We start from the raw sequence: 21,728 nt of genomic DNA on the forward strand, positions 1-21,728 counted from the left end.
ACTCACTCCTCGAAGGCGACCTCGTCGGCTTCGAGGTCCTCGTCCTCCTCGGCGTGGGCGCAGCCCTCGGAGCGGCTGCCCGCACTGAACCCCTCCAGGTAGCCGCGGGCCCGGTCGGCCTTGGGGTAGCGGCGCACCAGGTCCCAGAAGTCCCGGCCGTGGTGCGGGATGTGCAGGTGCGCGAGTTCGTGGACGAGGACGTAGTCCACCACCCAGGCGGGCATCCCGGCGACGCGGCGGGAGATGCGGATCGTGCCGGTGTCGGGGGTGCACGAGCCCCAGCGGGAGTTCTGGTTGTCGACCCAGCGGACGCTGTCGGGCAGCCTGGTGCCGCCCAGGTAGCGCTCGGCGAGCTCGACCGCGCGGGCGTGGAGCTCGCGGTCCCCGGGGCGCCTGCGGCCCTCGCGTGCGTCGAGCTTCTGCAGCATCTGGTCCACCCAGCGCTTTTCCTCTGCGCGGGAGAACGTCGCGGGCACGAGGACGACAGTGGTGTCCCCGTCCCGGTAGGCCGACACTGTGCGCCGGCGACGAGGACTGCGTCGTACCTCGATTTTGGTGTTCGAGGGCACGAAGTTTACGGTAGCCCAGCGAAGCGCTCCCGAACAGGTGTGCCTTGTACCGAAATGTCATTTGTCTGACACGATGTCCGTCCACCGGCTCCGAACCGGAAAACGGCCCCGGGCACCGGGTTCCGCTCTGACCAGGGCGATTTTTGGCCGGTGACGGAGACCACATCGGAGCCCGATTCGGTACCTTCCGGCACTTTTGGTTATACAAACGAGACCGAACGGTGCGCCCCCGCCGAGGGTGCGACCGTCCGGCCCCGCCGCCCGCCGGTCCCGCACGGATGACCGCGCCGGGCGCTGAGCGGCGCCGTCCCGACCCCGGCTCACCAGGGCCTTCCGACACCGCTCAGCGGTCCCCGGTCAACATAGCCGTGACCACGCGATTTCCATGATCGCCTGCTCCGCACGGCGCTCCTCGCGCTGACAGGCGCGCAGTTGTCGGGCACCGAGCCTTCTGATCTGGCGCTCGCGCGGCTCCTCGTCGGAACGCTCCATCATCTGCATGAGTTCCTGCATCATCGTCAAGTCCTTCGGTTGTCAGTGGTCTGTCGGGGAGGCCGGGATCACCCGAGCGGTCAGGCGGCGACCGGCGCGGGGTTCTTCCGGGGGCGGCCGCGCGGGCGCTTGCGCGCCACGACCTGGCCGGAGACGAGCAGCTGCCCGCCCCAGACACCCCAGGGTTCACGCCGCTCGAGGGCGTCCGCCAGGCACTGCTCCCTGATCGGGCAGGCTCCGCAGATCGCCTTGGCCTGCTCGACCTCGGCGGGGGACTCCGCGAAGAACAGGTCCGGCTCGTTACGGCAGGGGATGTCGACCTCGCCCAGCGCGGGCGTTTCCAGGACCGACGCAAGCATCGGTGCCCTCCAAGATCTTTGATCGTTCGTACAACGCGGTCGGTGTTCAGTCACCGGAACCGGTCCGGTGCGGGACCTGGACTTGCGATGCCGCCGTCTTCTCCCTCGCCCCTGGGGGACGGGAAACCTACGGAGATACAAAGAAAGCCGCGGCCCCTGTATCGGGGTCCGCGGCCACGGTCGAAACTCTCGGCCCGTGTTGCTCTAGGCCGGAATCTTCCGTGGACACTCCCCCGATGCGCCGTACAGGCGCGGGGTTTCGTGCGATGCGTCTTCGAAGCCGCCGGTGAACTTGCCTCGATCAAGGGCGAGCTCGGACTCGTGGCGCAGGCCGCCGATGGCACCGCCAGCGGGCACACTGGTCCGCTCGGACACGAGACCGGCTCCGAGGAGCTGGGCCATGCCGATGGCGGAGGTGCCACTTTCGGTGTTCGTACGGTTGCCCATGGTGGCGACCATGGTGGTGCTACCGCCCAGGCTGGTGCCCGGGGCGACGCGCGGCGAGAACAGCTGCCAAGCAGCAGCGAAACCGGGGTTCATCGTGTTCTTCGTGGCCATCAGATCGGGCACCTCCTTCAGAGTCGGGCGCAGGGTCTTGCACCTGCGCCGAGAGCGGTCATTACGACGGTGTACACACTACGGTCAGCCCAACAAACAAGGCAACCTATTTTTGACCTGCGAAAACGTCCGCATCCGGCCAGAACTTCACGGGAATGGGAAAGGGCCTGGGAGCGTTACCCATCGCACTCCGACAGCGGGCCGGACCCCCTCAGGGGCCGCCCGCGCCGACGGGGGTCCTCAGCCCCAGCCCTCCGCGTCGACCACGCGGATCATCCCCTCCTGCACCACGGAGCAGACGAGTTGTCCGTCCCGGGTGTAGACGAGGCCGCGGGCCAGCCCCCGCGCGCCCTGCGCGGTCGGGGTCTCCTGCGCGTAGAGCAGCCACTCGTCGGCGCGGAACGGGCGGTGGAACCACATGGCGTGGTCGAGGCTGGCCATCGCGATACCGGCGAAGGACCGGCCGTGCCGGAGCAGCACCGTGTCCAGCAGGGTCATGTCCGAGGCGTAGGTCATCAGGCACACCTGGGTGAGGCGGTCGTCGGGGAGTTCGCCGTCGACCTTGAACCACACCGGGTTGGTGGCGGTGCGCAGCTGCGGGTCGCGTTCGGCCTCGAACGACATGGCGCCCACCGGACGCGTCTCGATCGGGTGCCACTGCACGAAGTTCGGCACCTTCCCGAACGCCTCGCGCAGCCGCTCGCGCGTACTGAGCAGGTCCTCGGGCGGCGGCACGTCCGGCATCGGGATCTGGTGGTCCAGCCCCGGCTCCTCCTTGTGGAAGGAGGCCGACAGGGTGAAGATCGCCTTGCCGTGCTGGATCGCCACGACCCGGCGGGTGGTGAAAGAACGCCCGTCGCGGACCCGGTCGACCTCGTAGACGATCGGCACCGCCGGATCGCCCGGTCTTATGAAGTAGGCGTGCAGGGAGTGCACGTACCGGCCCGCGGGGACGGTCCGGCCCGCCGCCACCAGCGCCTGCCCGGCGACCAGTCCGCCGAAGACCCGCTGGGGGCCCTCGTCCGGGCTGATCCCGCGGAAGATGTTGACCTCGATCTGCTCCAGGTCCAGGACCCGCAGCAGGTCGGCCAGGGACTGCCGGGTGTGCCCCGCACCTTGTTCACTCATCCGGTTCTTCCTCCTCGTCACCGGCGTCCGCATCCGCCGGTTCCCTCCCCGCGACCAGCGCGAGTACCGCTTCACCGTAACGGTCCAGTTTTGTCGGGCCCACACCGGACACGGCCGTCAACTGGGAGACGCTGGAGGGCTCCTGTTCGGCGATGGCCTGGAGGGTGGCGTCGGTGAAGATCACGTAGGCGGGCACCTTCTGCTCCTGCGCGCTCTGCCTGCGCCACTCGCGCAGGCGTTCCAGCAGGGCCTCGTCGTAGGTGGACGGGCAGTCCAGGCAGCGGCCGAGTTTGCGCTCGGTGGAGTCGGACAGCGGGCCCCCGCACACCCGGCAGCGCACGACCCCGCCCTTGCGCCGCTCCCGGCGGTTGGCGGTGGAGGGCGAGGCGGGGCGCAGGCCGTCAAGGAAGCGGGAGGGTTTGCGGGTCCTCCTGCCGCCGGGCGAGCGCGCCAGCGACCAGGACATCGCGAGGCTGGACCGGGCCCGGGTGACCCCCACGTAGAAGAGCCGGCGCTCCTCCTCCACCTGCTCGTCGGTCTCGGCGTAGATGATCGGCACCATGCCCTCGGTCAGGCCGACCAGGAACACCGCGTCCCACTCCAGTCCCTTGGCGGAGTGCAGTGAGGCGATGGTCACCCCCTCGAACCCGGGCGCGTGCTCGGTGGCCATCCGCGTTTCGAGCTCGTCCACGAAGCCCGCCATGGTGACGGGGCGGCCGTCGGGTCCGGGTCCGGCGGCCATGTCCTCGGCGAGCTGGACCAGCGCCGAGAGCGACTCCCAGCGCTCCCTGGCCTGGCGTCCCTCGGGGGCGGTCTCCGACAACCCCATCTGGGAGAGCAGTTGGCGCACGGTCGGGACGAGGGGTTCGGCCTCCTCGCCCGCCGCGCCGTGCCGGGCGCCGCGCAGGGTGTGCACGGCCTGTTTGATCTCGGGACGCTCGAAGAACCGTGCGGTGCCGCGCACGGTGAAGGGGACACCCTCGTCGGCCAGGGCCTGCTCGTAGGCGGCCGACTGGGAGTTGGTGCGCAGCAGCACTGCGATCTCGCTCGCGGGGACCCCGTCGGACAGCAGGACGCTGATCTTGCGCGCGACGCCGGTGGCCTCGGCGGGTTCGTCGTCGTACTCCTGGTAGAGCGGGTCGGGCCCGTCGGGGCGCTGCGCCCGGAGGGTGAGGTGGTTCGCGGAGGTCGCACCCCTGGCCTGCGCGATGACGTGGTTGGCCACCCGCACCACCTGGGGGGTGGAGCGGTAGTCGCGTACCAGCCGGACGACGGTGGAGTGCGGGTAGCGGTTGGCGAACCCGGTCAGGTACTCCGGGCTGGCCCCGGCGAAGGAGTAGATGGTCTGGCTGGGGTCGCCGACCACGCACAGGTCGTCGCGGTCGCCGAGCCAGGCGTCCAGGAGGAGTTTCTGGAGCGGGTTGACGTCCTGGAACTCGTCCACGACGAAGTACCGGTACTGGTCGCGAACCCGCTGGGCGACCGCGGGGTACTCGGTGATCATCCCCGCGGTGAGTTCGAGCATCGACTCGAAGTCGAGGAGGTTGTGCTCGCGGCGCAGGTCCTCGTAGGCCTCGAAGACCCGGGCGACCTCGCCGGTGGACATGGGCGCCTCGCGCCCGGCCTTGGCCACGGCCTTGTCGTAGTCGCTGGGCCTGACCTGGGTGACCTTGGCCCACTCGATCTCGCTGGCGAGGTCGCGCAGCCCGGTCCGGTCCGGTTGCAGGCCCACCGAGCGGGCGGCCCGCGCCACCGCCTGGATCTTGCTGTCGATCAGGGTGGGCTTCTCACCGCCGACCACTTGTGGCCAGAAGAATCCGAGCTGGCGCAGGGCGGCCGCGTGGAAGGTCCGGGCCTGGACCCTGGGGGCGCCGAGGGAGCGCAGGCGTCCGCGCATCTCCCCCGCGGCCCGGGCGGTGAAGGTGACCGCGAGAATCTGCTGTTCGGAGACGATTCCGCTGGCCACGGCGTGCGCGATCCGGTGGGTGATCGCCCTGGTCTTCCCCGTTCCGGCACCGGCCAGAATGCACACGGGGCCGCGCAGGGCGCGCGCCGCCTCGGTCTGTTCCGGGTCCAGTCCCTCCAGGACGCGGTCGGGGTCCATGGTGCTCCTGCATCTGGTTGGGGCGGTTGTCCTACCGTGGGCGCACAGTCTCTCAAGTATCGGCTGTCGTCGGGAGCGGATCCGCCTGTGCCGGCGGCGGGGTCGGTGAACGAGCCGATCGACACATTCCAGAACCAGTCGGGCCTGTGAGGCGTCCCACGTTGTGTCGTGCGGTCATGGGAAGCGGTGGGAGCCCCCTGGTGTTGGGATGGGGGGACCGATCCCCGAACATGACCTTCGACCGGAGAAGACGTGAGTGAGATGACGAGTACGGGCACCGAACGATTCACGATGTACAGCACCCCCTGGTGCGGGTACTGCAAGCGGCTCAAGAGCCAGCTGTCCCGCGAGGGGATCGCCCTGCACGAGGTGAACATCGAGGAGAATCCGGAGGCCGCGGAGTTCGTGATGAAGGTGAACGGCGGGAACCAGACGGTCCCCACCGTGGTCTTCGAGGACGAGACCGCGATGACCAACCCGTCGCTCGCTCAGGTGAAGAAGAAGCTGGCCGAACTGTCCTGAGGACGGACGGCGCGGGCCGCAGGACGCGGCCCGCGCGGCGGGACCCCTCCCCCCGGGGGCGGACACCCCCGTTCCGACGGACGGCTCGGCCGAGACCGTAGCTCGGACCATGATGACGGGGAGTGTTGAGTTGGGGGACGATGTGAGGCCTCATGACATAGCGGGCACCGACGCGGTGGACGTCGAGGTGGTGCACCGCACCCCGCACGGGTGGCGCGTGGGCACCGGCCAGAGCGGGCACGAGACACCGGACCTGGTCAGCGCGATGGTCCTGGCGGACCTTCTCACCTCCGAAGCGGGTGCCGGCCGCCCTCGGACGCAGGCGCCCGGCCGGGCCCCCGAGGGGGCTTCGGAGGTGGAGCGCCTGCGGCACACGATCACGCAGCTGGAGCACGCGCTGCACTCCCGTGTCGTGGTGGAGCAGGCGATCGGGGTCCTCGCCGAACGGCACACGATGCCGCCGCGCGAGGCGTTCGAGAAGCTGCGCTCCTCGGCCCGTTCCCGTGGCCGCAAGGTCGCGGAACTGGCCCGGGACGTGGTGGAGAGCAGCACCAGCCCGCTGACCGTCCTGCCGGAGGAGCTCTCCACCTGAACCGGCCGGCCGGTCCCGGTCGGCCGGGGCCGGCACAGGCGCGGGGCGTCCGCTTCCGGGGGGACGGGCGCCCCGCCGCCGCTGGCGTGCGCGCTGCCGCCGGGACGGGCGCGGGCCGCGGGGACGGGCGCGGGCCGCGGGGTCACCAGCCGCCGGGGAGCTCCGAGCCGTACCAGTGCTCGATGAGGGTGCGTGCGATGGAGACCCGTCCCGGAAGGACGACCTCCTCGCTGTGCACGGCCTCGGCCAGCTCGGGACGGGTGAACCAGCGGGTCTCGGCGATCTCGTCGTCGGTGCGCTCGGTCTGGCCCACCGCGCGGGCGGTGTAGCCCACCATGAGGCTGCGCGGGAACGGCCAGGGCTGCGAGGCCACGTAGCGGGGCTGGTCGACGACCACGCCCGCCTCCTCCGCGACCTCGCGGACCACGGCCTGTTCGAGGGACTCCCCCGCGTCGACGAACCCGGCCAGCACGGAGAAGCGGTGCGCGTCCCAGTTCGGGTTGTTGCCCAGCAGCGCCTCCTCGCGGCCGTCGCGCTCGCGGTGCACCAGCATGATCACCGCCGGGTCCATCCGGGGGAACTGTTCGGTGCCCTCCTGCTCGCAGACGCGCACGTGGCCCGCCTTCTCGATGCGGGTGCCGGCACCGCAGCGCGGACAGAAGCCGTGGCTGGCGTTCCAGTTGGCGAGGGCGATCGCACGGGTGAACAGGCCGGTGTCGTGGTCGTTGAGGACCGCCCCGACCTCGCGCAGGGACGCCGGTTCGGCCACCGGGTTGGCGGCCAGGTCCGTGGTGGAGCGGACCGCGAAGTAGGCGCGCTCCCCGTCGCTGCCCAGCAGGTAGCGCTCGCCCTCGGGGGCGTGCTGCGGGTCGGTGAGGACGAGTTCCCGGGTGCGACCGGTGGTGACCAGGGCACGGGACTGTTTGGCCATGAGCGCCTTCCAGCCGTAGCTGCCGGGCTCACCGCCCTCCAGGACCAGGACCCTGGTGGCCGGGTCCGCCCAGGCGGCGGCCAGCCAGTCGTCGTCACCGCGCCGGTGGCCGACGGGGTCGACGGTGGAACGGGCGAGCAGGGGTGCGGCTTCGGATTCCATGCGGCCTTCCGGGTTCGTGGTTCTCCTCAAGGTTTAACGCCTCCGGGCCCCGTGCGCACCCCCGCCGGGCGAACCGGTGACACGGCGGGGGCGCGCCCGGGGTGCGGCCGCGGACGGCCTCAGGCCTCCTCGGCGGCGCCCAGTTCCTCCCACAGGTAGGCGGCGCTCTCGGCGCCCTTGAGCAGGAGGGGCGTCTCGACCTTTTCGTTGGGGGCGTGGATACGGTCCTCGTTGAGGCCCACGGCCAGGAACACCAGCGGGGTTTCGAGGATGTCGGCGATGTCGGCCTCGGGGCCGCTGCCGCCCTCGCGGGTGAACAGGACCTCCTTGCCGAAGGCGCGCCCCATCGCGGAGCGGGCGGCCTTCAGCGCGGTGGAGGACAGATCGGAGGCGCAGGCGCGCACGCCCGGGCCGCCGAACTCCAGTTCGGCGCGGACACCGTCGGGGACGCCCGCCTCCACGTACGCGCGGACGCGGTCCTGGACGTCCAGCGGTTCCTGGCCGGGGACCAGGCGGAAGCTGATCTTGGCGTGCGCGGAGCGGGGGACGATGGTCTTGCCGCCCGCGCCGGTGTGGCCGCCCCACATGCCGTTGATCTCGGCGGTGGGCCGCAGCCAGACGCGCTCCAGGGTGCTGTAGCCCTTCTCGCCGCGGGCCGCGGTGGAGCCGGCGGTGGCCAGCCACGCCGCCTCGTCGAAGGGCAGCCGGGCGATGAGTTCGCGCTCCTGCTCGCTGGCCTCGACGACGCCGTCGTAGAAGCCGGGGACCGCGACGCGGCCGTCGGCGTCGTGCAGCCCGGAGAGGAGGTCGCTCATGGCCTTGAGCGGGTTGGGGACGGCGCCGCCGAAGGAGCCGCTGTGCAGGTCCCGCTCGGGGCCGTACAGGCTGATCTCGACGTCGGTGACGCCGCGCATGCCCACGCACATGGAGGGGGTGTCGGCCGCCCACATGGTGGTGTCGGAGATGACGGCGACGTCGCAGGCCAGGCGTTCCCGGTTGGTCTTCATCAGCTCGGCGAAGTGCACCGAGCCGGACTCCTCCTCGCCCTCGACCAGGAGCTTGATCGTGACGGGCGGGGCCTGGGCGCCGGAGGCCGCCAGGGCCGCGCGCACGCCCAGGGCGTGGAAGAGGACCTGGCCCTTGTCGTCGGAGGCGCCCCGCGCGTACAGGGAGGTGCCGCGTTCGGTGGGGGTGAAGGGTTCGGTCTCCCACTCGTCGAGCGGGTCGACGGGCTGCACGTCGTGGTGGCCGTAGACGAGCACGGTGGGCGCGTCGGGGTCGGCGGCGGGCCATTCGGCGAACACGGCGGGCAGCCCGGGGGTCTCCCAAAGCTCGACCGTGGGGAAGCCGGTCCCGGTAAGGTGGTCGGCCAGCCAGCGGGCCGAGCGGCGCACGTCCTCGTGGTGCTCGGGGTCGGCGGAGATCGAGGGGATCGCCAGCCACTCCCTGAGCGAGGTGAGGAACTCGTCCCGGTGCGCCTCGATGTAGGCACGTGCGTCCATCAGCCGTCCTTGTCCTAGACATCCTTGTCAGGATCGACCTTAGAACCTGGACGAACGGCCCGAGAACGGTGGTGGGTGCACAACGCATGGAACCGTTCCGGGCCCGCATCACTCACAGGACCCGGGGCGGAAGGCGTCCCGGACCGACCACAGGAGGAAAGCGTGAGCACCAACCCCCGGATCGCCGCCAGGTTCAGCGATCTCTTCGATGTGCTGGACACCGACGGCGACAAGTCCGTGACCTGGGACGACTACCAGAGGCTGGTGGACCGGTACGTGTCCGGGTACGGCCTGGAGGCGCAGGCGCCCCGCGCCCTGGCCATCCGGGAGGCGTACGAGGTGATGTGGCGGAAGCTGGCCGGGCACGAGGAGGCCGGGGACGGCCGTCTGGACCGGGAGGCGTTCGTGGCGGCCATGCAGGCGGCCTCGGAGGACCGGAGCCGGTCCAACGCCGCCGAGGCCGTGGCGGAGGCGGTGTTCGACCTGTTGGACGCCGACGAGGACGGCCGGATCAGCGAGGAGGAGTTCCTGGTCTACGCGAAGGCCCTGGGCGCGGAGGAGTCGGGGGCCAGGAAGAGGTTCGCGCACGTGGACACGGACGGGGACGCCTTCGTCAGCCGGGAGGAGTTCGTGCTGTCCGCCCGGCTGTACCTGTTCGGTGACGACATCGACTCCCCGGGCGGCTTCGTCTTCGGGGTGGTCTGACCGGAGCCGGGCGGCGGAGGACGGGGATCTCCGCCGCCCGGCACGGTCGTCCGCCGGGGCCGGGGCCCGCTGCCGGAGCGTGCGCGAGGGGGTGCGGAGGGTACCCGCCCGTGACCCAGGGGATCCCCCCGCCGACACCTGGTCAACGAATCAGGCGCCGAGACCACGAACCGGTATCGGAACCCTCGGATTCGGAACCTTCCCGCCACACCCGGCGTCCGTTCATGTGGCATGTCACCACATATCTAGGAGGCCGCGATGCGGCAGGTCCCCCGTCACCGAATCATCGCCGGAGTAGTTCTGGGAGCGCTTCCCCTGTTCCTGTCCACCGGCTGCTCGTTCGACTTCAGCATCGGCGGCCCCGGCTCCGTCTCCGCCGAGGAGGTCGCCGAGAGGTCCAGCGAGATGCTGGCCGAGCAGGTCGGTGAGGCTCCGGACGAGTTCACCTGTTCCGAGGACCTGCCCGCGGAGGTGGGCGCCGAGATCCGCTGCGAGCTCACCGACGGCGGCGAGAGCCTCGGCGTGACCGTCACCACGACCTCGGTGGACGGCGACCGGGCCGAGTGGGACATCAAGGTCGACGATGCTCCGGCCGAGGACACCGCCGCCGAGGATGAGGGCGCGACCCAGGATGAGGGCGCGGCCGAGGACGGGGCCGCCGAGGAGACCGGCGGCGACGAGAACAGCACCGCGGCGAGCGGCGGCGAGGTCCCCGTCTCAGAGGTCATCGAGCAGTCGACCACGGCGCTGGAAGCGGAGGGCTATGCCCCCGAGAACCTCGCCTGCACCTCCACCTCCCTCCGTGCGGAGGTGGGAGCCGAGATGAGTTGCAACTTCTTCGAGGACAGCGTCTACCACGACGTCACCATCACGGTGACCACCGTCGAGGGCAGCAGCGTCCTGTGGGACATCCAGGTCGACGAGGCCTAGCAACATCGGCGCACCGCCCGGCGGCGCCTCCGACACCGGTGATCTTGCTACCAGAAGCAACTTCGGCGCCGAAATGGCCCCTGGTAGCAAGATCACCGCGAAAAAGGGGCCGACGGGGCCCGAGCCACCGAGGCAGGCAACGCCCGCCCTGGGGCAGCCGACAGCGTCCTCCGGGTAGGAACCTGTCAGCGGCAGGGCGGGCGTCACCCGGGGAGTCGCTGGTGGTGCGGTCGGCGGAGCTGGTCGCGGGCCCACAGGTGGGCGAGCAGGTCGTCCCAGGTCCCGGCCGGGGCCTTCGGCTGCGGAATCCGCGCCCCGCACCCCGCGCCCCGGGACTCACTCCGGTTCCGGGACCCCGGCGATCAGCGCGGCCAGACCCTCGGCGTCCAGCAGGTCGGTGGGGCGCACGGTCTCCCCCGCCCTCACGTAGTGGAACGCCGCCCGGACCTCCTTCAACCCCACCCCGGCCAGATCGGCCCAGGCCAGGCGGTAGGCGGCGAGCTGCACGCCCACGGCCCGCTGCTCGGCCCCGTTCCCGGGCGGGCGGCCGGTCTTCCAGTCCACCACGTCGTAGCGCCCGGTGAGGGTGTCGTAGAAGACCGCGTCCATCCGGCCGCGGATCAACCGGTCACCGATGACCGTCTCGAACGGCACCTCCACCTCGACCGGCACCCGCGGACCCCACTCGCTCTCCTCGAACTTCCTCTGCAGCTCGGCCAGGTCCTCGTCCTCCCCCGCCGTCTCGTCAGCGGCCCCGGGGAGCTCGTCGAGCAGGGTGGCGTGCTGCCCGAAGCGCTGCTCCAACCAGGCGTGGAAAGCCGTGCCCCGCCGCGTGTGCGGCGCGGGCGGCCGGGGCAGCGGCCTGCGGATCTGCCGGGCCAGGGCGGAGGGGTCGCGGGCCAGCCAGACCATGGAGGACACCGACAGGTGGTCCGGCAGCTCCACCTGGACGGTCCCGTCGCCGGGGCCCTCCCTCTCGCTCTCCCGGTGGGCGAGCAGCAGTTCGGTGTCGCGCTCCCACCCCTGGAGGCGGCGGCGCAGCCCCTCGGGGGTCTTCTGAGGACCGGCGGGCCTGCCCGCGCGGAGCCGGGCGCGGGCGCGTTCGACCAGGTCGGCCCCGGCCAGGATCTGGGCGCGGCGGCTGTCCGCCGCAGGCGCGGCCACCGGGGCGGGTCCGGTCTCGAACCCGGGCTCCGACTCGAACACGGGCTCGGGGCCCGGGTCGTACGGGGGCGGGGGCCCGTCGTCGTACTCGGGGTCGTACCCCGGCTCGTACTCATGCTCCGGCTCCGGGCCGGGAACGAAGTCGGCACCGGGGTCCGGGTCCACCACGGGCGCGGCCTCGGCCGGGGCCGCGGCGGCCCCGCCCCCCACCGCGGGCACCTCGGCGGGCGGCCATACGGAGGAGGCCTCCTCGTCGTCGTGCGGGTTGGTGTCCTCGGGGTCGGGCGGCGGAGCCCAGTGCACGACGCTCCCGGCGCCCCGCTCGCACGCCTCGCGGACCTCCTCCAGGAACTCCGAGGGGCCGCGCGGGCTGCTGCCGGTCCGGCCCCACCAGTGCCCGGTGCACACCAGGGCGTAGGAGGCGCGGGTGACCGCCACGTAGGCCAGGCGGCGCTCCTCCGTCAGGTGGCGGGCGTCCTCGGCCTCCTTGAAGGCGGCGATGGACTCCTTGTCCACCCCCTGCAGGACGGGCAGGCTCTGGCGGTCGCCGCGCAGCGGGTACGGCAGCAGGTGCTCGGCCTTCACCCAGGCCAGCGAGTCGCGCGCCTTGGCCGGGAACAGCGGCGCGCGCTTGCCCGCGCTCACCCCCGGCACGATCACCACCGGCCACTCCAGGCCCTTGGCGCCGTGCATGGTCATGAGTTTGACGCTGTCCGAACCGCCGACCCGCTCCCCGGGGCTGAGCGCGCTCTCGTTCTCCTCGGCGGCGTTGAGGTAGCCCAGGAAACTGCCGAGGGTGGGGTCCTCGGTGTTGCCCACGAAGCGGACGGCGTGGTCGACGAAGGCGTCGAGGTCGGCCCGGGCCGACAGCGGGTCCCGGTGGGTGCGGGCGCCCACCTCGATGTCCAGGCCCAGCATGCGCTCGACCTCGGTGATGAGGTCGGGCAGGGGCTGGCCGACGAGTTTGCGCAGGGAGCGCAGTTCCTCGGCGAGGCGGCCCAGGCGTTCGTAGGCGGCCCCGGAGTAGTTCCCGGCGGGGCCGGGGTCGTCGACGGCGTCCACCAGGCTGCCGCTCTCCGCGGTCAGGTCCAGGACGGTGCGGCGCAGCAGGTCCTCGCCGTCCTCGCCCTCCGGGCCCTCCTCCGCGGCGGGCCCGGTCAGGTCGCGACGGGTGTGCCGGGCGAGTTCGGCGGCCCGGGAGCCGAGGGCGGCCAGGTCGCGGGGGCCCATCCGCCAGCGCGGGCCGGTGAGCAGGCGGGCCAGTTCGTTCCCGGCGGAGGCGTCGTGGACCACGCGCAGGGTGGCGATGATGTCGCGGACCTCGGGCACCAGCATGAGCCCGCCCAGGCCCACCACCTCCACCGGGATGTCCTGCGCCTCCAGGGCCTCGCGCAGCGGCGGGAACTGGGAGCGCTTGCGGCACAGGACGGCGATGTCGCCGGGGCTGACCGCCCCGTCGGAGGCCCCCCCGGTCTCGCCCTCGGGCCAGGCCCGGCCGTCGGGGGCGAACACCGGGCCGCCGGGGTCCTCGGCGGTGGCCCTGACCAGGCGGCGCACCTGGTCGGCGATCCACGCGGCCTCCCCGGTCTCGGTGGCGAACAGGGCGGTCAGGGCGGTGCCCCGGTCGCGGCGGGCGGGCCCGGGGTGCAGGACGGGCACGTCGGCGGCCTCGGCGCGCAGCGGCTCGGAGATGCGTTCGGCGACGTCGAGGACGCGCTGGCCGTTGCGGAAGCTGACGGACAGGCGGCGCACGGAGGCGGGCCGCCCGGGCGCGGCCGGGAAGTCCGTGGGGAAGCTGGTCAGGTTGGCGGCGATCGCCCCGCGCCAGCCGTAGATGGACTGGCAGGGGTCGCCGACGGCGGTCACCGCGTGCCCGTCGCCGAACAGGGCGCGCAGCAGCACGAGCTGGGCGTGGCTGGTGTCCTGGTACTCGTCCAGGAGCACCACCCGGAAGCGGCCCCGCTCGATGAGGCCGACCTCGGTGTGGTTCCGGGCGATGCGGGCGGCCAGCGCCATCTGGTCGCCGAAGTCCATCGCCTCACGGGCGTGTTTGGCGTGGTTGTACCGGTCGACCAGCGGGAGGAGTTCCTCACGGCGCCGTTGGGTGTCCACCAGGTCCCGGGTCTCCTTGGTGGGCTTGCGGGTCATCCGGTCCAGTTCGGCCTGGATCCACCGGCCGACGCCGCGCACCTGGTCGGTGCCGGTGAGGTGGTCGGAGATCTGTCCGGACAGGTCCAGGACCCGGCGGGTGACGGTGTCGGCACCGACGTCGACGTGGTCCATCGGTCCGTCGTACTCGCCGACGATCCGGGCGGCCAGCTGCCAGGCCTGGCCCTCGCTGAGCAGCCGGGAGGTGGGCTCGACCGCCTCGCGCAGGGCGTGGTCGGCCACGATGCGCCCGGCGTAGGCGTTGTAGGTGGAGACCGTGGGTTCACCGTCCAGCAGCTCCTCGGGGAACTGTTCGGTGGCGCGCAGCTGCTCCAGGCGTCTGCGCACCCGTTCGGCCAGCTCGGCGGTGGCCTTGCGGGTGAAGGTCAGCCCGAGGACCTGCTCGGGGCGCACGTGCCCGTTGGCGACCAGCCAGACCACCCGGGAGGCCATGGTCTCGCTCTTGCCGGACCCCGCCCCGGCGATGACCACCCCGGGTTCCAGCGGCGCGGAGATGACCCGGGCCTGCTCGGAGGTGGGTTCGGGGCGCCCGAGGAGGCGGGCGAGCTCTGCCGGGGTGAAAGTCGGTCCGGGGGATCCGGGGGCGGGGGCCGGGAGGGGGTCGGGGGTGGGGGTGCTGGGTTCAGACATGTCTGCCCTCGTCCTGGACCGGACAACAGGCGCGCACGGCGCACGAGTTGCATCCGGTGTTGCGGGTGGCGGCGAAACGGGACCCGCCCATGCCGGTGGCGACCTCGCGCACGAGGGTCTGCGCCCATCCGGGGTCGGGGTCCTCGCCCAGCGGGGGCTGGGCCTGTTCGCGCGCCTTCTTGCTGAATGCGGCCCCGCCGACGTGCACCAGTGCGGCGCCGCCGGGTTCGGCCAGGCCGAGCTTGGCGAAGGCGCCCCTGAGCACGGCCATCTGGTAGACGCCCAACTGGGGGTGGCGGGCCAGGTCGTCGGCCTTGTTGCGGCCGGTCTTGATGTCCACCACCACGGCGCGGCCCTGCTCGTCGCGTTCGAGGCGGTCGACGCGGCCGGTGATCTCGATACCGCCGACGTCCACCCGGAACCCCTCCTCGGTGACGACCAGTTCGCGCTCGTTTCCGGCGTCCCAGCTGACGAGTTTGCGGACCATCTCGTCGGCGCGGTCGCGCTGCTTGTCGGCCTGCCAGGGCCCGCCGAAGTCCAGGTCGGCCCAGATCTCGTCCATCCGGGCGCCCACCTCCTCGGCGCTGCTGCCCTGGGCGACCAGGACGGCGACGGCGTGCACCACGGTGCCGAGCGCGGAGGCGGAGTCGCCGGAGGAGGCACCGGCGGCGCGTTCGAGCAGCCAGCGCAGCTGGCAGTTGGTGAAGCTCTCCACCTGGGAGGGCGACACCCGGATGGTGTCCTCCTCCTCGGCGAGGGGGCGGTCGTCGGTGAAGGGGGTGAGCGCGTACCACTCGGCCGGGTCGGCCCCCCGGACGCCCTCCTCGGCCAGGCGGGCCAGGTGCGCGGCGGCGGCCTCGACCAGCGGTCCGGGCGCGTCGGGGTCGGTGACCACCGAGCGCAGGTCGGCGACGAGCGCGGGCAGGGAGAGCCAGCGGCGGCCGGTGCTGACCTGTTCGGGCTCGCCCAGACCCATCTCGTTGATGAAGCGGGAGGGGCGTTCGTCGGTGTCCTCGCCGCCCACGCAGGTGACGTGGAGGGTGCGCCGGGCGCGGGTGAGCGCCACGTAGAAGAGGCGGCGCTCCTCGTGCAGGAGTTTGGAGGCCAGGGCGGCGCCGAAGGAGTCCGCGGCGTGGCTCCGGGCGTCGACGAGCTCCTCCACGCCGAGCAGGGAGCCGCGCAGGCGCAGGTCGGGCCACTCCCCCTCCTGGGCCCCGGCCACCACGACCAGGCCCCACTCCAGGCCCTTGGAGCGGTGCGCGGTGAGGATGCGCACCGCCTCGCCGTCGGGGGCGCGTTCGGCGAGGCTGTCGCCGGGGATCTCCTGGGCGGCCAGGTCCTCCAGGAAGCCGCCGGGGGTGCCGGGCGGCAGGCGGTCGCAGTAGCGGGCGGCGCTCTCGAACAGGGCCACCACGGCGTCCAGGTCGCGGTCGGCCGCGGCCCCCCGGCGGCCGCCCGCGAGGCTGGCGCGGAGCAGCCGGTCGGCGAGGCCGCTGTCGCGCCACAGCTCCCACAGGACCTGTTCTGCGTCGGCACCCTCGGCGGCCAGGTCGCGCACGGTCCGCAGCGCCTTGGCCACCCGGGTGGCGGGTGCGGCGACCGCGGGGTCCACCAGGGTGAGTTCGCGCGGGTCGCGCAGGGCGTCCACGAGCAGGCGGGCGGAGGGCCGGTACCCCGGGTCCTCGCCTTCCCCGGCCTCCCGGGCCCGGTCCAGGTCCAGGCGGCGCAGGGCGCGCACCAGGCGGCGCAGGCGGACGGTGTCGGCCTCGCCGAACGGGCTCATCAGGAGTTCGCGGGCGGACTCCTCGTCCAGCTCCTCCGGGCGCAGGCCGTGGCGGATCAGCCCGAGCAGGGGCCGGACGAGGGGTTCGGCGGCCACCGGCAGGTCGTCGGAGCCCACGACCACCGGCACCGAGGCGGCGGCCAGGGCCCGGCGGAGTACGGGGAGCTGGCGGCTGGAGGACCTGACCAGGACCGCCATGTCCGACCACGGGACCCCGTCCACCAGGTGGGCCCGGCGCAGGGTGTCGGCGATGACCGCGGCCTCCTGGGTGGCGCTGTCGGCCATCATCAGGTGCACCTCGCCGTCGGGGACGCCTGCGGCCGGGGTGAGGTCGCGGTGGGCGTTGACCCGGCCGTGCGCGGAGGCGACGGCGGGCAGGCGGCGGGTGAGGCCGCGCGAGGCCGCGAGCAGGGCGGAGCCGCTGCGGCGGCAGGTGCGCAGCGCCACGACCGGCGCGTCGGTGCGCTGGAGCGTGCGGAAGCGGCCGGGGAAGTCGAGGATGTTGTCCACCTCGGCGCCGCGGAAGCCGTAGATGGACTGGTCGGGGTCGCCGACCGCCACGAGGTCGCGGCCGTCCCCGGCCAGGGCGCGCAGGAGTTCCTCCTGAGCGGGGTCGGTGTCCTGGTACTCGTCGACGAACACCACCTCGTGGGCGGCGCGCTCGCGCTCCTGCACCTCGGGGTCGGACAGCATGTTGGCGGCCACCCGCACCAGCTCGGCGTAGTTGAGCGTGGGCACGGGCGCGATGTCGAAGCGGCCGTTCATCCGGGACAGGAACCCGGCGGCGGCGGTCCAGTCGTCGCGGTCGCGTTCGGCGGCCAGCTCCGCGAGCTCGCCGGGTCCCAGTCCGCGTTCCTGGGCGCGCATCAGGAAGTCGCGCAGCTCCTCCGCGAAACCGCGGGTCTCCAGGGCGGGGCGCAGGCGCTCCGGCCAGCCGGGGGCGCCGTCCTGGAACTCCCAGGACAGCAGTTCGCGGACCTCCATGAGCTGTTCGGGGCCGGACAGCAGCCGGGGCGGCAGGTCGCCCATCCGCTGGAACTCGCGCCGGATCAGGGAGTAGGCGTAGCTGTGGAAGGTCAGCGCCAGGGGTTCGCGGGTGGTGCGGCGCAGCCGTCCGGTGATCCGCTCGCGCAGTTCCTGGGCGGCCTTTCGGCTGAACGTGAGCACCAGGACGCGGGAGGGGTCCACGCCCCGGTTGTCGATGCGGTCCACCACGGCCTCGACGACGGTGGTGGTCTTGCCTGTTCCGGGGCCGGCCAGGACGAGCAGGGGTCCGCCCGGGTGGTCGACGACGCGCTGCTGGTTCTCGTCCAGCACCGGCGGCGGCTGCACCTGGTGGGCGCGCCGCACGAGACGGTACGGGGATGTGTTCACGCCCCCAGTTCACCAGAGTCGGATGACCGTCCCGGACGGGCGGCCAGGGGTGCGGGCGGGCCGTCAGCCTCCGCAGTCCCCTTCCCACCGGGCCCGGCGCATGTCCACACGGTCGCTCCGGGGGCGCATGGGGGTCCCCTCGGCGGCGTAGTGGGATCGGGCACGTACCAGGTGCCCCTCGGCGGGGCGTCCGTCCGCTCGCACCACCCGCCACCAGGGCACTCCCCCGCCCCACCGGGACATGACGGCCCCCACCTGCCGGGGGCCGCCCCGGCCGACGTACTCGGCGATGTCTCCGTAGCTCAGCACCCGGCCCGAGGGGATGCGCTCGACCACTGAGAGGACCTCCTCGGTGTAGTCGTCGAGGGTCTCCTCCGGTGCCTCGTCGCCGGGGGTGCGGGGTCGGGGTTCCTCGGGCATGGCACGAAGCCTAGCCAACCGCCACGACGAAGCGGCTCCGCGGCGGGGTCGGGGCCCGCCGCAGGGCGCGGCGGGCCTGGGGCATTCTGGATCCATGTCCGACACCGACGGCCGAGGCCTCGCGGCACTGGCCGCACTCCTCGCCCTGGTTGTAGCCCTCTCCTGGGTTCTCCTGGGAGAGACACCGGTGCCGGGCGCACTGCTGGGCGGGGCGCTGTGCCTGGCCGGGGTGGCCGTTTCCCGGCGCGGGCAGGGGACGGCGGCGCAGCCCCCGAAGTCCGTGAAGCCGCCGGAGACCGCGGAGCCCTCCGGGACGGAGCGGAGCCGCCCGCGCTGAGGCGGGCGGCTCCGGGGAGGACGTCAATCCGGCACGGTGTTGCTGTGGCTGCCCCAGGCCAGTTCGGGGTCGCGCCTGCGCGCAGCCCCGGCCATGACCAGACCGACGGCGCCCAGCACGGCGATGGCCCCGCCGCCGATCCAGGCGGTCAGGGCGGCTCCGAGGATCCCGGTGAAGCCCAGGATCCACGGCAGCGCGAAGATCAGGGCCCCGACGGCGAGCACCCCGACCTCGCTCGACACCGCTCCCGGCCGGGTCAGCGACACGGCCGCGGCGAGGACGACCGCCAGCCCCAGTACGAAGAACAGCCCGCCGGAGAATCCGTACATCCCGTGCCAGATCCAGCTCAGGCCCACCGCGATACCGAGGACGACCGAAGCCCAGTCCGCCCAGCGTCCCTTCACACGCATAACGCCACCTCCCTGCGGCGGGGGCGCGCACCGGTCGGCGCGGCACCCCGTGTGGGACCTGTACCCACTCGGGAGGCTCCCAGGGCCGGGCGGCCCCGGAAAACGACGGACGGCGCCGGGGAACCCCGGCGCCGTCCTGGTGGCCCCGCGCCCGCGACGGGCGTGTCGGCCGGGCGGTCCTAGTAGGTGGGCAGGCTCGGGTCGACCTGGTTGACCCAGGCCAGGACGCCGCCGCCCACGTGCACGGCGTCGGAGAACCCGGCGGCCTTGACCGCGGCCAGGGCCTCCGCCGAACGCACACCCGACTTGCAGTGCAGGATGACGCGCTTGTCCTGCGGCAGCTGCTCGAAGGCCTTGCCGTTCAGGAACTGGCCCTTGGGGATGAGCGTCGCACCCGGGATGCTGACGATCTCGTACTCGTTCTTCTCCCGGACGTCGACGAGGAACACGTCGTCGGCCTTGTTGTCCAGGAGCTCCTTGAGCTCGGGGGCGGTGATGGTCGAGTCCGCGGCGGCCTCGGTGGCCTCCTCGGACACGGCCCCGCAGAAGGCCTCGTAGTCGATGAGCTCGGTGACCGGCTCGGTGTCCGGGTCCTTGCGGACCTTGACCTCGCGCCAGCTCATCTCCAGGGCGTCGAAGATGAGCAGACGGCCGACCAGCGGGTCACCGATGCCGGTGATCAGCTTGATCGCCTCGTTGACCATCACCGAACCGATGGAGGCGCACAGCACGCCCAGGACGCCGCCCTCCGCGCAGGAGGGGACCATGCCGGGCGGCGGGGGCTCGGGGTACAGGTCGCGGTACTGCGGCCCGTACTCGTTCCAGAAGACGCTGACCTGGCCGTCGAAACGGTAGATCGAACCCCACACGTAGGGCTTGTTCAGGATGACGGCGGCGTCGTTGACCAGGTAACGGGTCGCGAAGTTGTCGGTGCCGTCCAGGATCAGGTCGTAGTCGGCGAGGACCTCCAACGCGTTGTCCGACTCCAGGCGCTCCTGGTGCAGGACGACCTCGACGTTGGGGTTCACCTCCTTGACGCTGTCCCGGGCGGACTCGGCCTTGGGCCGGCCGACGTCACTCTGGCCGTGGATGATCTGGCGCTGGAGGTTGGACTCGTCGACGACGTCGAAGTCGATGATGCCGAGCGTGCCCACACCCGCGGCGGCGAGGTAGAGCAGGGCCGGGGAGCCCAGGCCGCCCGCGCCGACGACCAGCACCTTCGCGTTCTTCAGACGCTTCTGGCCGTCCATGCCCACGTCGGGGATGATCAGGTGACGCGAGTAGCGGCGCACCTCGTCCACGGTCAGCTCTGCGGCTGGTTCCACCAGCGGCGGCAGCGACACGGTGACTCCTCATGTCTGTTCGGGTCGCTTCGCATCCACCCGTGCCGAGGGGCCCACGGGAACATGGGGCGGTGCGCGAAGCTGCTTGCACTCATACCCAACCTAACGGGTGGGGTTTTCCATTCCCACCCCGGGGAGGCGTGGCCCTCGTCGCCCCCGGGGTGGTGTCCTGACCTCCCCAACCACGGCGGCCCGGGAGTTCATCCCGCGCGGATCCCCCTCACCGTGGCGCCCCGGAGGTAGTGTCGCTCCTACGCTCCGCGACGACGTTGGGAGGATCCCGTGACATCTTCCGATCCCAGTGGGAACAGAGGGCGCACCGCCCCCGCAGGCGAGGACCCGGCGGTGGCCGTACCCGAGGCGGATGCGGCCGAACAGCGCACCCCGGCCGGGGACGAGGACCGCGACGACTGGTTCGAGGAGCCTCCGGAGGGGGCCCTCGACCAGGCCAACGAAGCGGACGTGATCGAACAGGTGCGTGAGGCGGGCCCGGACGAGGAGGAACACCGCTGAGGCGGATCCGCGCGCCGTCGGGGTCGGGGGCGGCCCGTTCGCCTGCCCGGCGGGTGTTCGAGGCCTCTCCCCACCTGCGACGCGGGCCTTCCGCCCGGTCCGCGCGGGAAAGCCGTGGCTCCGTGCCGCCCACACCGAACTTACGCAGCAGTAAGATGAGGGAAAAGCTGCGGGCCGCGTCACAGCGCCGACGCCGGGTCCGACAGCGTCAGCCACGCAGATGTCCAATGAATGGCGTGCATCTGCCATGCCGAGTTCGGAGGGTGTGGGTGTGACAGCTCCTTCAGACGCCCGCGCCCGGGGCACCCGCTTGCCCCGGGTCAGGCGCCGCCGCCAACTCCTGGCCGCAGCTCAGGAGGTCTTCGTCGCCCGTGGTTACCACGCGGCGGCGATGGACGAGATCGCGGACCGCGCGGGTGTCAGCAAACCGGTCCTCTACCAGCACTTCCCCGGAAAGCTGGAGCTCTACCTGGCCCTTCTGGAGGAACACTCCGAGGCCCTGGTCGAGAAACAGCGGGAGGCGCTGGAGAGCACCGACGACAACCGTCAGCGCGTCACCGCCAGTTTCCAGGCGTACTTCGACTTCGTCGCGGGCGACGGAGAGGCGTTCCGGTTGGTCTTCGAGTCCGACCTGCGCAACCTCCCCGCGGTCAGGGAGAAGAGCGAAGAGACGTTCCAGCGCTGCGCCGAGCTGATCGGCAAGGTGATCCGGCAGGACACCAGCATCTCCGACGAGGAGGCGCACCTGCTGAGCATCGCCCTGGTCGGCATGGCGGAGACCAGCGCCCGGTACTGGCTGAACAACCACGGTTCGGTCCCCCAGAACGCCGCCGAGCAACTGGTGGCCCGGCTGGCCTGGCGCGGGATCAGCGGTTGGGACCTCACCCGGTCCGGCGAGGAGGACGGGGACGGGGACTGACCCCGGCCCGACGGAGCCACGGCCCCCGGACGCGCGAACGCGCGCCGGGGGCCCTCCTTTTTCCGAACAATCCTCTTCACACGACAGCGAACCGGGCATTTTCCCACCGCTC

20 protein-coding genes are annotated in these 21,728 nt (G+C 72.4%); 7 read left to right on the plus strand and 13 right to left on the minus strand.

The window, feature by feature from the left end; genetic code table 11:
- Nucleotides 1-2: 2 nt before the first annotated feature.
- The 6 genes from IE195_RS06215 to IE195_RS06240 all read right to left on the minus strand — a co-directional run bounded on the left by IE195_RS06215 (nucleotide 3) and on the right by IE195_RS06240 (nucleotide 5,210).
- Entirely contained in the window at nucleotides 3-569 is a 567-nt protein-coding gene (locus IE195_RS06215; protein ID WP_191268408.1) for a M48 metallopeptidase family protein, read from the minus strand.
- Nucleotides 570-926: 357 nt separating this feature from the next.
- Entirely contained in the window at nucleotides 927-1,085 is a 159-nt protein-coding gene (locus tag IE195_RS06220) for a hypothetical protein (protein WP_191268409.1), read from the minus strand.
- A 56-nt stretch (nucleotides 1,086-1,141) separates the two neighbouring features.
- On the minus strand, nucleotides 1,142-1,420 hold the full coding sequence (locus IE195_RS06225; RefSeq protein WP_191268410.1) for a WhiB family transcriptional regulator: 279 nt from the start codon (nucleotides 1,418-1,420) through the stop codon (nucleotides 1,142-1,144).
- Between the two features lie 204 nt (nucleotides 1,421-1,624).
- Nucleotides 1,625-1,978: a hypothetical protein gene (locus IE195_RS06230; protein ID WP_191268411.1), complete on the minus strand. Its 354-nt coding sequence runs from the start codon at nucleotides 1,976-1,978 to the stop codon at nucleotides 1,625-1,627.
- 240 nt (nucleotides 1,979-2,218) lie between these two features.
- Nucleotides 2,219-3,106 carry an acyl-CoA thioesterase II gene (tesB, locus tag IE195_RS06235; protein WP_191268412.1) on the minus strand — a complete coding sequence of 296 codons (888 nt, stop codon included), beginning with the start codon at nucleotides 3,104-3,106 and terminating at the stop codon, nucleotides 2,219-2,221.
- Nucleotides 3,099-5,210 carry an ATP-dependent DNA helicase UvrD2 gene (locus IE195_RS06240; protein WP_191268413.1) on the minus strand — a complete coding sequence of 704 codons (2,112 nt, stop codon included), beginning with the start codon at nucleotides 5,208-5,210 and terminating at the stop codon, nucleotides 3,099-3,101. The genes tesB and IE195_RS06240 overlap by 8 nt, the downstream gene beginning before the upstream one ends.
- 261 nt (nucleotides 5,211-5,471) lie before the next feature.
- Here IE195_RS06240 and IE195_RS06245 point away from each other — a divergent pair, with 261 nt between their 5' ends.
- On the plus strand, nucleotides 5,472-5,732 hold the full coding sequence (locus IE195_RS06245; protein WP_191269023.1) for a mycoredoxin: 261 nt from the start codon (nucleotides 5,472-5,474) through the stop codon (nucleotides 5,730-5,732).
- Nucleotides 5,733-5,841: 109 nt separating this feature from the next.
- Entirely contained in the window at nucleotides 5,842-6,324 is a 483-nt protein-coding gene (locus tag IE195_RS06250; protein ID WP_225942326.1) for an ANTAR domain-containing protein, read from the plus strand.
- Between the two features lie 142 nt (nucleotides 6,325-6,466).
- Here IE195_RS06250 and nudC read toward each other — a convergent pair whose 3' ends face one another.
- Together nudC and IE195_RS06260 are read right to left on the minus strand one after the other, a co-directional pair.
- On the minus strand, nucleotides 6,467-7,417 hold the full coding sequence (gene nudC / locus IE195_RS06255; RefSeq protein WP_191268414.1) for an NAD(+) diphosphatase: 951 nt from the start codon (nucleotides 7,415-7,417) through the stop codon (nucleotides 6,467-6,469).
- Between the two features lie 119 nt (nucleotides 7,418-7,536).
- Complete coding sequence (locus tag IE195_RS06260; RefSeq protein ID WP_191268415.1) at nucleotides 7,537-8,919, minus strand: dipeptidase; 1,383 nt, start codon at nucleotides 8,917-8,919, stop codon at nucleotides 7,537-7,539.
- A 162-nt stretch (nucleotides 8,920-9,081) separates the two neighbouring features.
- Between IE195_RS06260 and IE195_RS06265 the strand changes: the two genes are divergently transcribed.
- Together IE195_RS06265 and IE195_RS06270 are read left to right on the plus strand one after the other, a co-directional pair.
- Nucleotides 9,082-9,624 (plus strand): EF-hand domain-containing protein, encoded by a 543-nt coding sequence (locus IE195_RS06265; protein WP_191268416.1) that lies wholly within the window; start codon nucleotides 9,082-9,084, stop codon nucleotides 9,622-9,624.
- 258 nt (nucleotides 9,625-9,882) lie between these two features.
- Nucleotides 9,883-10,554 (plus strand): DUF4333 domain-containing protein, encoded by a 672-nt coding sequence (locus IE195_RS06270; protein ID WP_191268417.1) that lies wholly within the window; start codon nucleotides 9,883-9,885, stop codon nucleotides 10,552-10,554.
- Nucleotides 10,555-10,890: 336 nt separating this feature from the next.
- Here IE195_RS06270 and IE195_RS06275 read toward each other — a convergent pair whose 3' ends face one another.
- From IE195_RS06275 to IE195_RS06285, 3 genes are all read right to left on the minus strand, one after another.
- A complete protein-coding gene (locus IE195_RS06275) occupies nucleotides 10,891-14,517 on the minus strand; it encodes a UvrD-helicase domain-containing protein (protein WP_191268418.1) in 3,627 nt (1,208 codons plus the stop codon).
- Nucleotides 14,510-17,650, minus strand: coding sequence for an ATP-dependent helicase (locus IE195_RS06280; protein WP_191269026.1), 3,141 nt, complete (start codon nucleotides 17,648-17,650; stop codon nucleotides 14,510-14,512). The genes IE195_RS06275 and IE195_RS06280 overlap by 8 nt, the downstream gene beginning before the upstream one ends.
- Nucleotides 17,651-17,737: 87 nt before the next feature.
- On the minus strand, nucleotides 17,738-18,094 hold the full coding sequence (locus IE195_RS06285) for an MGMT family protein (protein WP_191268419.1): 357 nt from the start codon (nucleotides 18,092-18,094) through the stop codon (nucleotides 17,738-17,740).
- 94 nt (nucleotides 18,095-18,188) lie between these two features.
- Between IE195_RS06285 and IE195_RS06290 the strand changes: the two genes are divergently transcribed.
- Nucleotides 18,189-18,431 (plus strand): DMT family transporter, encoded by a 243-nt coding sequence (locus tag IE195_RS06290; RefSeq protein WP_225942325.1) that lies wholly within the window; start codon nucleotides 18,189-18,191, stop codon nucleotides 18,429-18,431.
- Between the two features lie 23 nt (nucleotides 18,432-18,454).
- Here IE195_RS06290 and IE195_RS06295 read toward each other — a convergent pair whose 3' ends face one another.
- Together IE195_RS06295 and moeZ are read right to left on the minus strand one after the other, a co-directional pair.
- Nucleotides 18,455-18,841 carry an SPW repeat domain-containing protein gene (locus tag IE195_RS06295; protein WP_191268420.1) on the minus strand — a complete coding sequence of 129 codons (387 nt, stop codon included), beginning with the start codon at nucleotides 18,839-18,841 and terminating at the stop codon, nucleotides 18,455-18,457.
- 179 nt (nucleotides 18,842-19,020) lie between these two features.
- Nucleotides 19,021-20,184, minus strand: coding sequence for an adenylyltransferase/sulfurtransferase MoeZ (moeZ, locus tag IE195_RS06300; RefSeq protein ID WP_191268421.1), 1,164 nt, complete (start codon nucleotides 20,182-20,184; stop codon nucleotides 19,021-19,023).
- A gap of 282 nt (nucleotides 20,185-20,466) precedes the next feature.
- Between moeZ and IE195_RS06305 the strand changes: the two genes are divergently transcribed.
- Nucleotides 20,467-20,697: an Rv3202a family protein gene (locus IE195_RS06305; protein ID WP_191268422.1), complete on the plus strand. Its 231-nt coding sequence runs from the start codon at nucleotides 20,467-20,469 to the stop codon at nucleotides 20,695-20,697.
- Nucleotides 20,698-20,968: 271 nt separating this feature from the next.
- Nucleotides 20,969-21,616, plus strand: a complete 648-nt coding sequence (locus IE195_RS06310) for a TetR/AcrR family transcriptional regulator (RefSeq protein ID WP_191268423.1) — start codon at nucleotides 20,969-20,971, stop codon at nucleotides 21,614-21,616.
- Nucleotides 21,617-21,728 lie beyond the last annotated feature (112 nt).

Source organism: Nocardiopsis terrae, assembly GCF_014651695.1.
Taxonomy (GTDB): Bacteria; Actinomycetota; Actinomycetes; order Streptosporangiales; family Streptosporangiaceae; genus Nocardiopsis; species Nocardiopsis terrae.